Origin of the sequence: Thiomicrorhabdus arctica DSM 13458, assembly GCF_000381085.1 — a bacterium.
In the GTDB taxonomy this organism is placed as follows: domain Bacteria; phylum Pseudomonadota; class Gammaproteobacteria; order Thiomicrospirales; family Thiomicrospiraceae; genus Thiomicrorhabdus; species Thiomicrorhabdus arctica.
Map to the genome: position 1 here is coordinate 772,301 of NZ_KB905899.1, position 13,844 is coordinate 786,144.

Annotated in this window: 15 protein-coding genes and 2 tRNA genes; 3 read left to right on the top strand and 14 right to left on the bottom strand. The window is 41.5% G+C overall.

Translation table 11 applies throughout. From position 1 onward, the window contains the following. Window positions 1–154 precede the first annotated feature (154 nt). The 3 genes from F612_RS0103550 to F612_RS0103560 all read left to right on the top strand — a co-directional run bounded on the left by F612_RS0103550 (window position 155) and on the right by F612_RS0103560 (window position 1,533). Window positions 155–694 carry a YaeQ family protein gene (locus F612_RS0103550; protein WP_019556374.1) on the top strand — a complete coding sequence of 180 codons (540 nt, stop codon included), beginning with the start codon at window positions 155–157 and terminating at the stop codon, window positions 692–694. A gap of 113 nt (window positions 695–807) precedes the next feature. After that, window positions 808–972 (top strand): DUF2986 domain-containing protein, encoded by a 165-nt coding sequence (locus tag F612_RS13115; RefSeq protein WP_019556375.1) that lies wholly within the window; start codon window positions 808–810, stop codon window positions 970–972. A gap of 87 nt (window positions 973–1,059) precedes the next feature. Next, complete coding sequence (locus F612_RS0103560; protein WP_019556376.1) at window positions 1,060–1,533, top strand: YehS family protein; 474 nt, start codon at window positions 1,060–1,062, stop codon at window positions 1,531–1,533. Between the two features lie 333 nt (window positions 1,534–1,866). Here the strand turns inward: F612_RS0103560 and F612_RS0103565 are convergent. The 14 genes from F612_RS0103565 to aspS form a co-directional block, all read right to left on the bottom strand. After that, window positions 1,867–1,942: transfer RNA gene (locus F612_RS0103565), tRNA-Lys, on the bottom strand. A gap of 40 nt (window positions 1,943–1,982) precedes the next feature. After that, window positions 1,983–2,058, bottom strand: a tRNA-Lys gene (locus tag F612_RS0103570). A gap of 267 nt (window positions 2,059–2,325) precedes the next feature. Next, on the bottom strand, window positions 2,326–3,039 hold the full coding sequence (gene queC / locus F612_RS0103575; RefSeq protein WP_019556378.1) for a 7-cyano-7-deazaguanine synthase QueC: 714 nt from the start codon (window positions 3,037–3,039) through the stop codon (window positions 2,326–2,328). Beyond that, window positions 3,039–4,040 (bottom strand): tol-pal system protein YbgF, encoded by a 1,002-nt coding sequence (gene ybgF / locus F612_RS12880; protein WP_019556379.1) that lies wholly within the window; start codon window positions 4,038–4,040, stop codon window positions 3,039–3,041. The genes queC and ybgF overlap by 1 nt, the downstream gene beginning before the upstream one ends. A gap of 150 nt (window positions 4,041–4,190) precedes the next feature. Further along, window positions 4,191–4,772, bottom strand: coding sequence for a peptidoglycan-associated lipoprotein Pal (pal, locus tag F612_RS0103585; RefSeq protein WP_019556380.1), 582 nt, complete (start codon window positions 4,770–4,772; stop codon window positions 4,191–4,193). Window positions 4,773–4,839: 67 nt separating this feature from the next. Next, a complete protein-coding gene (tolB, locus tag F612_RS0103590) occupies window positions 4,840–6,228 on the bottom strand; it encodes a Tol-Pal system beta propeller repeat protein TolB (RefSeq protein ID WP_019556381.1) in 1,389 nt (462 codons plus the stop codon). Window positions 6,229–6,293: 65 nt separating this feature from the next. Continuing rightward, complete coding sequence (tolA, locus tag F612_RS0103595) at window positions 6,294–7,334, bottom strand: cell envelope integrity protein TolA (protein WP_019556382.1); 1,041 nt, start codon at window positions 7,332–7,334, stop codon at window positions 6,294–6,296. Then, window positions 7,334–7,795, bottom strand: a complete 462-nt coding sequence (locus F612_RS0103600; protein WP_019556383.1) for an ExbD/TolR family protein — start codon at window positions 7,793–7,795, stop codon at window positions 7,334–7,336. Before F612_RS0103600 ends, tolA begins: the two co-directional genes overlap by 1 nt. A 31-nt stretch (window positions 7,796–7,826) precedes the next feature. Further along, window positions 7,827–8,513 (bottom strand): protein TolQ, encoded by a 687-nt coding sequence (tolQ, locus tag F612_RS0103605; RefSeq protein ID WP_019556384.1) that lies wholly within the window; start codon window positions 8,511–8,513, stop codon window positions 7,827–7,829. 59 nt (window positions 8,514–8,572) lie between these two features. Further along, the gene (gene ruvB, locus F612_RS0103610) at window positions 8,573–9,583 is read right to left on the bottom strand and encodes a Holliday junction branch migration DNA helicase RuvB (RefSeq protein WP_019556385.1); all 1,011 of its coding nucleotides are present in this window, start codon (window positions 9,581–9,583) and stop codon (window positions 8,573–8,575) included. A 54-nt stretch (window positions 9,584–9,637) separates the two neighbouring features. Beyond that, the gene (ruvA, locus tag F612_RS0103615; RefSeq protein ID WP_026329606.1) at window positions 9,638–10,276 is read right to left on the bottom strand and encodes a Holliday junction branch migration protein RuvA; all 639 of its coding nucleotides are present in this window, start codon (window positions 10,274–10,276) and stop codon (window positions 9,638–9,640) included. A 62-nt stretch (window positions 10,277–10,338) separates the two neighbouring features. Continuing rightward, window positions 10,339–10,857: a crossover junction endodeoxyribonuclease RuvC gene (gene ruvC, locus F612_RS0103620; RefSeq protein ID WP_019556387.1), complete on the bottom strand. Its 519-nt coding sequence runs from the start codon at window positions 10,855–10,857 to the stop codon at window positions 10,339–10,341. Window positions 10,858–10,925: 68 nt separating this feature from the next. Then, the gene (gene nadA / locus F612_RS0103625; RefSeq protein WP_026329607.1) at window positions 10,926–11,993 is read right to left on the bottom strand and encodes a quinolinate synthase NadA; all 1,068 of its coding nucleotides are present in this window, start codon (window positions 11,991–11,993) and stop codon (window positions 10,926–10,928) included. Window positions 11,994–12,016: 23 nt separating this feature from the next. Further along, on the bottom strand, window positions 12,017–13,801 hold the full coding sequence (gene aspS / locus F612_RS0103630; protein WP_019556389.1) for an aspartate--tRNA ligase: 1,785 nt from the start codon (window positions 13,799–13,801) through the stop codon (window positions 12,017–12,019). Window positions 13,802–13,844: the final 43 nt, after the last annotated feature.

Below are 13,844 nucleotides of genomic sequence, written 5' to 3' on the forward strand. Positions count from 1 at the left end.
AAACAGACTTTTAAGGAATATATCGGCCAGGCCTGGTTAAAAACAAAATTATTCATCTTTTTCATGTATTTCCCTGTAAAATCACTGCCCAAACTTCGTATAAACTGCTCCTAAATGTTAGTGACGAATTTTCTACTAACCAAAGGTGTGTTCCGTGGCTTTAAAACCCAAAATTTTCAAACTAAAATTAACTCTGTCTGATCTCAATCGAAATTATTATGACACGCTTAATTTAACACTCGCCCAACACCCTTCTGAAACCGCTGAACGTATGATGGTGCGAGTCGTGGCGTTTGCATTTAATGCTCGAGAATTCCTCAGTTTTACCAAAGGACTAAGCGCCATTGAAGAGCCAGATCTTTGGGCGAGAACCTTAGATGATCAAATCGCTTTATGGATTGACATTGGTGAGCCTGCGACAGAGAGAGTCAAAAAATCAACTCGATTGGCGCACGCCGTAAAAGTTTACAGTTTCAATACCAAATCAGATGTTTGGTGGAGTCAAAACCAAGTCGCCTTCAGTAAACTAGATGCCTCTCTTTACCGCTTAGAATGGCCTCAAATTCAAGGCCTTGCTAAACTCATACAAAGAAGCATGGACTGGTCTGTCACCATTACAGGTGATTCAGCCTACTTTGCGACGGAGTCAGGGGAAGCCGAGATTACAGTACAAACCTTACAATTGGCTGAGTAAGCTCTTTACAAAGAGCATCCTTGGCTATCAATTATTTCGTAGTTAAGATAACGCTTGCTGTATAGTTAGAATTAAATCCTGAATTTTAAAAACAAATTAGATTAAGACCTTTTATGAATAGACGCAAAAAAATTATCCAAAAATTATCCAAAAATCATAAGCGGGCTCAGGCTAAAAAACAGCCTAACAAGAAACCTCCTTATATTGCCAAAGCGGATAGAGAAGAAATTGAAGCAAGTTCTTCAGAAAATCAGGCCGAGCAGTCTACAGGCGCTTAAATTCTACCCAAACAATTCCACTCTCTTTACAATCCATCCAACCCACTGCGCCGTTGCACAATAAGGGTTTTGACCAGGAAACACTAAATGACACATAATGATATCTTACGCCGCCTTCGTTTCACCTTTGATTTAGACGACGCTAAAATGATTGCAATCTTTGCCTCTGCGGGTCAGGAAACAACGCGTGAACAGCTAAGTAATTGGTTAAAAAAAGAGGATGATGAATCTTATGTCGAAATGGCTGAAGTTGAATTAGCGGCTTTTCTAAATGGATTCATCAATGAAAAACGCGGTAAAAAAGAAGGTGAACAACCTGTCGCAGAAATGCATTTAACCCACAATATCATTTTCATGAAACTGAAAATTGCTTTAAATCTTAAAGCTGAAGACGTCTTAGAAATCTTAGCATTAGCAGACTTCCGTTTAAGTAAGCATGAACTGAGTGCTTTCTTCCGTAAGCCAGGCCATAAGCATTATCGTGAATGTAAAGATCAGATTTTACGCAACTTCTTAAATGGTCTCCAAAAAATGCATCGCCCCACACCCGAACAAGCTTAAAACTTTCCCGGCTGACGGTACACACCCTTCTCAAACTCAAATAAATTCGGTTCCATACCAAAAGCCTAACTTTAACATTACATTGCTTAAATAGGCTTTCCAGTGTCTTTAATCCAACTTATTAACCTTCTTTGCTAAACACCTTGATCGACCCTCTTCTATTCATGTCATTAAAGCATTTTTAATGGCATAATTTAACCAGGTCTAATGACTCCTTATTAACAGGAGTGAACGGTTAGAAATTGGATTACATACCAGGAAGAAGAGTAAAGACATAAATTGTAGTCAATAAAAAAGCCCCGTACTTCACAAGAAATACGAGGCTTTAGAATATGGTGGGCCGTGTGCGATTCGAACGCACGACCAATTGGTTAAAAGCCAACTGCTCTACCAGCTGAGCTAACGGCCCTGATAGGAGGTATTCTGTAAGTGATTCCATTAAACATAAATGGTGGGTCGTGCGCGATTCGAACGCGCGACCAATTGGTTAAAAGCCAACTGCTCTACCAGCTGAGCTAACGACCCTCACTGGAATGCGCGTATTATACAAGCCTGAGAGAACTCTGCAAGCCTTTTTAGAAATAAATATCAGGTATTTTTCATCTGACTCTAAATCACTTCCCACTGCAAATTCGTACAAAAGGAAAACTTGCTTTAATCCCAATACCTTAGAGAGCAAACGGGCTTTAAACGCTAAATTAAAGATAAAATATAAAAGTTCATATAAAGAGTCTAAGAAAGCGTTGGGAGGTTTTTTTTGATCTTAGTCTCGATTATTGAGACCATACATAATTACGCTTGATAAAGTGTAGGGTCTACAACACCTACCTCTACGAATCCCTGTTTACGTAAACGACAGGAATCACAGACACCACAAGCTTCGCCTAATTCATTTGCTTGGTAACAAGAGACCGTTAAACTGTAATCAACCTCTAGTGCGAGGCCTGCTTGAATGATCTGCGCTTTTGTTAAGTCAATTAAGGGCGTTTGAATGTTTAAGACATGACCTTCGACACCGGCTTTGGTCGCTAAATTTGCCATGATCTCATACGCTTGAATATATTCAGGTCGACAGTCAGGATAACCAGAATAATCTACGGCATTTACACCAATGAAGATATCATTGGCATCAACGACTTCTGCCAGGGCTAATGCAAATGAAAGAAAGACCGTATTTCTAGCTGGAACATAGGTAACAGGTATATCCGATTTATCAACACCACCAACCGGTACATCAATACTGTTATCTGTTAAGGCTGAGCCACCAATCTGACTCATATCCACATTCATCACTCGATGCGATGCAGCCCCCATCTGTTTCGAAATCTTTTCAGCCGCATAGAGTTCAGAACGTGTTCTCTGGCCATAATCAAAACTAATAGTATGACACTCAAACCCTCGTGATATTGCCATTGCAAGCGTTGTCACGGAATCAAGACCGCCTGAAAGTAAAATGACTGCGGGAACCGTTGCCTGTGATGATTTAGTCTTTTTGGGTAAAGCCATTATTTCAAGCCGTTTAATCTTTTAGAGGCCGTTTGTGCTGCACCACTGTGAGGACGACCATTTATAACATTTTGGTACATTTGTTTAGCATCATCAATTCGATTCAAATTTGCTAAGCTGTCGGCAGCTCTCAGTTGAGCATCAGCCACTTTAGGAGCGTCCGGATAACGATTAATGACGATCATAAAAGAGTCTAAAGCCACTTGGTTTTGTTTTTTTATCAGGTGGCCTTCCCCAGCCCAGTAAGCGGCATTGCTTGCCAATTCGCTTTGCGGGTAGACAGACAAAAACTGCTCAAAGGCCTTGGTTGCAGCTTCATATTGCGAGGCTTTCATCCGTGCAAAAGCCTTGTGATATTTATCTTTTTCTACACCTGTCGCAGGAACCGTTTTGATTGGCGTCACAACTGTTTTATCCACTTGGCTTTTAGCAGGCTCAGGGTGTTCTTGTCGTTTAGAATGAAGATTACGAGCCTCATCGGCTGTGCTTTCTTGGAAGGTTGAGTGCGCTACAGCCCTACTGTCTTGTTGCCCAAGTACTCGCTTTTGAGTCGTCTCGCCTGAAGCGGTAAGGGAGGCATCATGAGTAGAAGACGATAAAGCATGACCCGTTTGAGCTGTCTTTTCAAGTTGGATTTTTGACGACTTAACAGGTAATTCAAGTGTAGGACTTACCATGGATGAATTTTGTCTATTAACGCCAGCACCAGACTCAAGAACACTTAAACGATCATCCGTCTCTTTATAGCGTTTATCCGACTCGTGACGGGCATTACGTAAATCACGTTTGAGCCGGTCTATAGCATCATGCAGCTCTTGAATTTCACGTTGTTGTTCACCCAAGCGACGGCTTAATTGTAGTAAAACAGGGTTTTCAGTCATGCGCTCTAAACGCTGTACTCTCTCTTCAATAGAGGTACCTGCAGCATTAACCGATGTAATAGGCATCCAAAGGGTCGCCGCGACTAACCCCAAAAGACTTACCGGAAATTTTTTTTTCATAGGGAATGAACCTTTGACGAAACTTTTTATGAACGTTTCATTCTGAATTAAATGATAAGTCGCCAATGATTTTCATATACAAAGTGAGATGAATGACGACTCAAATTAGTGGTAGTTGACTAAATGGAACTCTAGCTGAGAAATCTACAATTATTGAATAATGAGCTCAACACGACGATTTTTTTGCCATGCATTTTCATTACTACCTGCCATAGCAGGCTGCTCTTCTCCATAGCTAACTATATCAATCCGTGATTCTGCAACCCCAAATAGCATCAATGCTTGAGCTACTATTTTTGCACGCTTCTCACCGAGCGCTAAATTATATTCTGGCGTACCACGCTCATCAGTATGGCCTTTAAGCACAATTTTTTGACTTGGGTTAGCCATCATTTCTTGTGCATAGAATTTTACAATTTCAGTGGTTTTATCATCTAGCTCATACTGGTCATAACCAAAGTAGATAATTGGCTCATGTAGCTCACCGATATCGACCATCTTCATCCCGTCTAAAGACTGCCCCACCGAGCTGCCATCAGTAGAAAGACCGCCATTAGCGGATAAGACTTCAACACCCATCTTATCCCCATCAATGCCCGGAGCAGTATCCGAAATAACGTCTGCATCGGAAAGATCACCACCACTTCCAGAAGCACCTCTTTCAGGGGCACTACTACAAGCTGTTAATGTGGCTATGATAGCGAGCGTAAATAAACTTTTCAAATGATTCATAACTAATTACCTTTGCAAAATATTCAATTAACTTGTGAATGGTAAAACGATTAAATTATATTTAATATTAAGGATTTAAATATGGCCCCCATGCAGGCTCTCTCACTTCACCATCTTTAACTTTAAGCGTTTGTGATGTTTTTCCATCAATCGCCACTACGGCTAACTGGCCTTTACCATCCTGATTCATTGCGTACAAAATCATCTCACCATTTGGGGAAAATGTAGGGGATTCGTCTAAAAACGTATCGGTTAAGACTCTGAATTCATTGGTGTACAAATCTAATAACCCAATATGAAATCCTCCCTCCCCGTGTACCACAGAGAGATAACGTCCATCCGGTGATATTTCCGGATTTGCATTATAATTACCATTATAAGTCACACGATTGATTTCACCTGTATCCAGAAACACCTGAAAGACTTGGGGTTTACCACGACGGTCAGAGTTAAAGTATAGGGATTCTCCATTAGCCGCCCAAGCCGCTTCGGTCTCAATCGAAAACTTTCTCGTTAACTGTTGTAACTTGCCGGTTTCAAGTTCCATCACATAAATATCTGCACTACCGCCCTTTGATAGAGTCATTGCTAACTTAGTGCCATCTGGCGACCAAGCTGGCGCACCATTAATACCTTTAAACTTCGCTATATTTTTACGAAACTTACCATCTAAACTTTGTATAAAAATTTGAGAGCGACCATTTTCAAAAGAGACATAGGCAAGTTTTTTACCATCGGGAGACCAACTCGGTGACATGATAGGTTGGTTTGATTTTAAAATAGGTTGAGGATTAAAACCATCCGAATCGGCAACCTCAAGGGTATAGTGGCGCTTTCCTTCAATTTTTCTAAGGGTCACATAAGATATTTGGGTATTAAAGGCACCCCGCACGCCTGTTAACTCTTCATAAATTAAGTCACTCATTTGATGGGCTATCTGACGAAGATTCGATTTAGGGATATGATTCCAGCGTTTACCGATCACTTGATTTTTACGCAACACATCTATAAAACGCATTTCAATTTGATAGAAACCATTGCCTTCGGCTATTATTTTTCCCATCAATAGATTATCAAGATCAAGGTCTCGCCACTGCTCAAAATTAATCGTGTCAATATCAGTTGGTTGCGCAGGCAATTCCTCATTTGAAAGAGGACGAAAACGTCCACTGCGGCGTAAATCGGCAGCAATGATATAAGCTAAATTTTCAGGAGATTGGGAGTTTGATGTTTGTGATGAAGTTGAAGCCACAGAGTTATTTGCTTCATAATGAAAAGGAACAATCGCAATAGGAATGGCATTATCATACCCTTCGCTGATTTCAATCGTCAGTTCAGCCATGGCTGACACTGCAAACAAAGACATTGAAAATGCTGTAATGGATAACAATAGCAGCTTTCTAATTTTGGCTATGCGTTGAAAGAAAGTGACGAACTTAGAATTTACAATAGTCATTATCGGCCTCTTGTTATCTGAAATATTATGAATGTTACAGGCTATAAAACCTATGTATTAAATGATTAAGGTTTAAACTCAAAAGTAATTACTCTTTCGAACAATTCTTTTACCGGTGGTGCGGGCAGTGGCTCTGATCGATAAACAGCCTTCTCGGCAGCATCTTTAAATTGTTTAGATGCATAACTATTACAATTTACAATCCTTACACTCGTCACACTGCCTGCAGGCGTCTGGGTAATTCGTAAATCACACTGAGCTTCTGGGGAGATCCTTGCCGGAGTCCGCCAATTATCTTTCACCTTAGCAGAAATAGAAGAAATGTACGTTTGGCGTAATGACAATAACTGTTGTCGTTTTTGAATCGCTCGTTGGGCCGCAGACTCTTCGTCTAGTTGGCGCTGTAACGCCGCTGCCGCCACAGCCTCTGCTTGCGTTGCTTTCGCCTTTTCAGCCTCGAGCGCTAACGCTTTATTTTCTTTATCTTTACGTTCAATCTCTAAGACTAAAGCGTTCTTTTTTTCTTCCTCAACTTGGCGTTGTTTTTGAGCGAGAGCCATTTTTTCATTTGCTAATTGACGTTCTTTTTCAGCTAACAGGCTGGCTTTTTTAGCCTTCTCTGCTTTTGCGCGCTCATTGTCGGCCTTTTTCTTCTCTAGACTTGCTAAGCGTTTGGCTTCTTCAGTTTTTTTACGTTCTGCTTCTGTTTTAAGGATTTGATCTGCTGTTTCTTTAGCCGCTTTTTCAGCTTTTAATTGCTCTTCTTTTTGGCGTAGTTGTAACTCTTTAAGGTGCTGACGTTCTTTGTCTGTCTTAGCGGCCAACTGTTCTTGTTCCCGTTTTTTTGCTAATTCTACGGATTTAATTCTTTCGAGCTGTTGCTTTACTAAAGCTGAATCAACCGCAAAGGTTTTTAATGGTTCAATGTTAACAAACGGCTTATCTTGTCTATCTTGATGAAGAGCATTATCTGCTTCACCTTGAACAGATATTTTGATTGATTTAGTTGAATCATGCCATTCATAGGTGATTAACACACCTATAGCGATATGCAGAATTAACGCCAGAATTACGGCTATTGGATGTCTTGTAATAAAACTAAGCATTAAGAATTACCACCTTCAGGCTCTGTGAGTAAAGAAACATTTTCAACTCCATTGGCTTTTAATAATACAAATATGTGTAGTACCTTGCCATAAGGAGCCTCCTTATCACCTTGAATATAAATTCTTTGCGTACGATTTAACTGTGAACGAGCAATCACCTCAGCGACCAGACTCTCTAAATCCTTATTGCCCAATACAGTATCAGGTTGCTCAGACGTTTTATACCGTCCCTTTTCTGTCACGGTAATGACAAAAGGCGCCGTCTCGTCCTCCAGCTGTTGCTGTTTTTTATCAATTATTTCGGGTGTTTGTGGCAAATTTACCGTCACGGCTTGCTGCACAATGGGTGCGGTCACCATGAAGATAATCAACAGCACCAAGGTGACATCAACATAAGGCACCACATTAATTTCCGCGATTAAACGTTTTTTTTGTCGTTGGTTTCGAAATCCAGTTTGCATCTTTAGTTCCAGTCAATGAACGGTAATGGGCTTAAGCTTGTTTATCTATGCTATGTGCCTGTCTTTGCAGGATAGTTAGAAGTCCATCCGCAAAGTTCTCGTATTCACCCAGTAGACGATCTACCTGAGTACTTAAACGGTTGTAATAAATAACTGCAGGAATTGCCGCAAAAAGACCAATGGCTGTCGCTATTAATGCTTCAGAAATTCCTGGTGCAACCGCCGCTAAAGTGGCATGTTGAACATCTCCAAGTGACTGAAACGCATGCATAACACCCCACACAGTGCCAAACAAACCAATATAAGGAGCCGAAGAACCCACTGTGGCTAGTAACGACAATCTATGCTCTAAACGATCTGCTTCCTTTGAAAAAGCAATTCGCATACTGCGCTGAGCTCCTGCAATTAAATCCGATGCCTCATGTACACCTTGATGTTTAAGGTTATCAAACTCTTTAAACCCTTCAACGAAAATGTTCGATAGTCCACGTGGCTCATCGTGAATCGTTGCCTCTTGGTGATAAAGCGTATGCAGATCCGGGGTTGCCCAAAAAGTTTTTTCAAACTGTTTTGCAGTACGTTTCGATTTACGAATCTGCGCGGATTTAGCCAAAGCAACCGACCAGGATGCCAAAGACATTGCTGCTAATAAAATCATTGTAGCCTGCACAACAGGGCTGGCGTTCAATATAATTTCAATCAAATTGCTATCGTTCATGGAGCTTTCCTTAATCGTTAAACTTGGTTTTATAAATTATTTTAAAAGATTCTAATTGATTAATTCACTTCTGGTTGAATAACCTTTAGATGTCTATAAGCATTAGGGGTTGCGACTCGTCCACGAGGGGTTCTTATTAAGAAGCCTTGCTGTACCAAAAAAGGTTCAATAACATCTTCGATGGTCCCTCTTTCTTCCCCTAATGCGGTCGCCATACTATCAATACCCACCGGGCCACCTTCAAACTTTTCAATCAATGTTTCAAGAAAACGTCTGTCCATTTTATCAAGTCCGAGTGGATCAACCTCTAATAAATTCAGCGCTAAATCTGCGATGGATGCTGTGATAATGCCATTTCCACGCACTTGAGCATAATCCCTAACACGTCTTAAAAGCCGATTGGCAATACGCGGTGTTCCACGAGAACGACGAGCAATTTCTTGTGCCCCTTCATGTTCCGAATGCATGCCTAAGATATTAGCAGATCGACTGACAATCTGTGTTAATTCTTCATGACTATAGAACTCAAGTCGCTGCACTAATCCAAAACGATCTCGTAAAGGGGATGTCAGTAATCCTGCACGTGTGGTAGCACCGACTAAAGTAAAAGGTGGAAGATCAATCTTAACACTCTGAGCAGCAGGTCCATCTCCAATGACAATGTCAATTTGGAAATCTTCCATCGCTGGATACAAAACCTCTTCTACGATTGGACTTAGCCGATGAATCTCGTCAATAAAGAGGACGTCATGGGGCTCTAGTCGGGTTAAAATAGCAGCTAAGTCACCTGGCTTTTCAATCACCGGACCGGATGTTTGTCGCAAAGTAACGCCCATTTCCTGAGCAATAATATTTGAAAGCGTGGTTTTCCCCAGGCCTGGTGGTCCGTAAAGCAAAACGTGATCAAGTTGCTCATTACGCATTTTAGCAGCATCCATTGACAGTTGTAACTGCTCACGAACCGCTGTTTGGCCAATATATTCTTTAATTTGTTGAGGTCGAACCGAAGGTGCAGTGTAGATGTCGTCAGCAACTTCTTGACTCGCAATAATACGATCTGTTTCAATCATGTTGAACTACCTGAATAGACGCTTGATAGAAGTTCCTAGTAAAATAAAATACGCTCATAACTTTACGCCTTGTAGCGCGCGTTTAATAAGCTCTTCCAAAGAAAGGTCCTCATCAAAAACTGAAGCAATCATTTTTTCAGCTTGAATATTTTTATAACCTAATGAAATCAGTGCTTCGCCAGCAGAATGTTTAATCGTATTTGCAAAGGCGACGGGTTGAATATTTAAGTTACCTTGAGTATCGACAGCGACAGATGGTTTTTCATAACTTAATAAGCCTGATTCCACCACCACTTTAAGGCGGTCTCGCATCTCAATCTGTAAGCGTTCGGCGGTTTTCTTACCGACACCTGGAATACGTGTTAACGCACTGATATCACCACTATCGATATAAGCGCAAAAATCATTGACAGACATCGCTGATAGAATACCTAGTGCCATTTTCGCCCCAACACCATTTACCTTCAGCAACGTTTTGAAAAGCACTCTTTCGGACTCTGTAGCAAAGCCAAATAACAGCATGGCATCTTCACGAACATGCATATGCGTCAGGATAGTGACATCTTCTAGCACTTTTTCCAACTGATAAAAAGTCGACATAGGCGCTTCTATTTCATAACCCACCCCGTGAACATCTAAAACAAGCAAAGGGGGACGTTTGTGGACGAGTTGCCCGCGTAAAAAGCCAATCATAAAGAGTACAGTTCCTAGTTTAATGTCAAACCAAATAACAAAGCAAGTCAATAACATCCTGCTCAGAACTTAGTGCCTTTGGAGATCAATTCAGGATCAATGCCTAAAGACATATAACGATCATGACACAATGCACAGGCTAATGCATCTGCCGCATCCTCTTGCGGTGGTTCGGATAATTTCAAAATATTCTGAACCATATATTGAATTTGGTCTTTCGTGGCGTGCCCCTTACCAACAATCGTACTTTTAATTTGGGTAGGGGTATATTCCATAATCGGCACATCTTTGATGGCCGCTGCACAGAGAATAACACCTCGTGCCTGGCCAAGAATAATGGCAGACTTAGGGTTTTTATGTACAAAGACCTTCTCTACAGCCATCACTTCTGGTTGGTATTGATCGATAATTTGACAAATGGATTCAAAAATATTTTTTAGACGTTGCGCACCTGAAAATTTCTCAACCCGAATCACACCACTGACCACATAGGTTGGATGGTAACGACCTGATTCAACCACACCAAATCCAGTCTTACGCGAGCCTGGATCAATCCCTAAAATTCGTTTTAATTTTGCCAAACTTTTCTCTATTTAAAGTTTAAGAAACTATTGAAATACCAAACGGATCAAGCTAAACAAGATGAACTTTACTTAACTAAACCTACTTTTCTTGAAAAGTTAAGCATTTTTTCAACTGAATTGAGCGCTTTGAGGCGAATGGATTCTTCAATCAAAATCTCACCTGTTTGTTTCTCTAAACATTCAGCTAAATTCTGCAAACCATTCATCGCCATCCAGGGGCAGTGAGCACAACTTTGGCACGTTGAGCCATGACCACTTGTCGGTGCAATCAACAATTTTTTATGCGGAGCTAACTGCTGCATCTTATAAAAAATACCGTCATCTGTAGCGACTATAAACTCTTCATCAGGCAGTGTTTGCACAGCCGTTAGCAAGACTTTGGTTGAACCGACGACATCTGCCAAATTCACTACCTCTGCTGGCGACTCAGGATGTACTAATACCTTGGCTAACGGATGTTTTTCCATCAGTTCTTGTAATTCGAAAGCCTTAAACTCTTCATGCACCAGGCAGTAGCCTTGCCAACAAATCATATCGGCACCCGTCTCTTGCTCAATCCAATGACCTAAATGACGATCAGGCGCCCAAATGATTTTTTTTCCCTGTTCTTTCAAATGAGTCACAATCTGCAATGCATTTCCAGAGGTGACAACCCAGTCGGCCAAAGCTTTGACCTCAACGCTAGTGTTAGCATAAACCACGACGGTATGATCAGGATATTGTGCGCAGAACTCAGCAAACTCCTTGGCAGGACACCCTATATCTAGAGAACAATTTGCCTCTAAGTCTGGCATTAAAACCGTTTTTTTAGGGGCAAGCATTTTGGCCGTTTCACCCATAAAGCGTACGCCACACACCACTAACTCATCCGCAGTAGACTGTGCACCAAAGTTGGCCATCTCTAAGGAGTCTGCCACCACTCCGCCCGTCTCTTCCGCCAAGGCCTGGAGTTCAGCATCTACATAATAGTGAGCGATCAATTGTGCATTATGTTGCTTTAATAAGGCCTTAATTTTGGTTTTAAGGTGCTCTTTTTCAGTATTATTCAACCAGGGTTGAGTTTTTGCTTCAACCGCAAGTTGCTGAATACGAGCTTCTAATTGTGCTGGAATTTCAACTATTTTCTCATTCATAGCATCTAAATCACTCAATTTTATTACTTCGACTGTTCGAGTACTGGTTTCTTATAACGTAACCCTAAATCATCAAGCTGGCTATTATCCACCAGGCCTGGTGCCGCCGTTAATAGGCACGCAGCCGACTGTGTTTTAGGAAAGGCAATCACGTCACGAATGGAATCAATTTTACCCAAGATCATAATGAGACGATCCAGACCAAATGCCATACCTGCATGCGGTGGACAACCGTATTTCAATGCATCTAATAAGAAACCAAACTTCTCACGGGCTTCTTCATCGGAAATACCCAGCAACTTAAACACAGCTGCTTGCATCTCAGAATTATGAATACGGACAGACCCTCCACCAACCTCAAGACCATTGATCACTAAATCGTAGGCTTTAGAGAGCATTTGCTCTGGTTCATCATGATTCAGAATTTCTTCAGTGGTCGCTTTTGGCTGGGTAAATGGATGGTGAATTGCTGTCATTCGCGCCGTTTTTTCATCTGCTTCAAACATTGGGAAATCAACGACCCACACAGGCTTCCATTCACCCTTAAGCATATTCAGATCTTCACCAATCTTAACGCGTAATGCGCCTAAGGCTTCATTTACGATCTTGGCCTTATCCGCACCAAAGAAAACGATATCGCCATCTTCAGCACCGACACGTCTCATTATTTCCATCACTTGATCAGGGAAGAATTTAACGATTGGTGATTGTAGACCTTCAATGCCGGCCGCCAGGTCATTGACCTTAACATAGGCCAGACCTTTAGCACCATAGATAGAGACAAACTTAGTATAAGCATCAATCTCTTTACGAGAGATCTTGCCCCCACCCGGGACACGCAGTGCTGCAACACGCCCCTTAGGATCTTTAGCTGGTGCGGCGAATACTTTAAAGTCGATCTCTTGCAATAAGTCGGCAACGTCGACCAACTCCATATCGATACGTAAATCAGGACGATCAATCCCGAAACGTTGAATCGCTTCAGAGTAGGCCATGCGAGGAAAATCATAATCAAAATCGACGCCAATTGATTCCTTGAATATCGTTTTAGTCAGACCTTCCATCAGATTCATCACCGCATCTTCTTCCATAAAAGAGGTTTCGATATCTAACTGCGTAAATTCAGGTTGGCGATCGGCACGCAAGTCTTCATCACGGAAACAGCGAGTAATTTGATAATAACGGTCGAAACCAGACATCATTAACAACTGCTTAAACAACTGTGGAGACTGTGGCAATGCGAACGATTTATTCTGATGAGTTCGACTTGGCACTAAGTAATCACGAGCACCTTCTGGCGTTGACTTAGTCAACATCGGCGTTTCGATGTCCATGAAGTTCTGATCATCTAAATAACGACGCATGGTACGTGTCACTTTATAACGTAACATCATGGTTTTTTGCATCTCGTCACGGCGTAAATCGATGTAACGGTACTTTAAACGCACCTCTTCACTGATGTTTTTATCATCTAACTGAAAAGGAATCGGTTCAGCCATGCTCAATACTTCAATATCAGTGGCCACAAGTTCAACTTTACCCGTCACCATGTTTGGATTAATGGTGCCTTCAGTGCGTGGAATGACTTTCCCAGTCACCTGTAGAACGCATTCTGCGCGCAAACGCTCCGCTTTTTCAAATATGTCCGCGGTATCAGGGTTAACCACGATTTGAACCAAGCCTTCTCTATCTCTTAAATCGATAAAGATAACCCCACCATGGTCACGTCGGCGATGAACCCAGCCAGCAACGGTAACGGTTTGATCAATAAATGACTCTGTGACTTGCCCACAATACTGCGTACGCATATTTTTTAACCCTTTTACAAATGTTTAGTGATGAGGCAGTGGT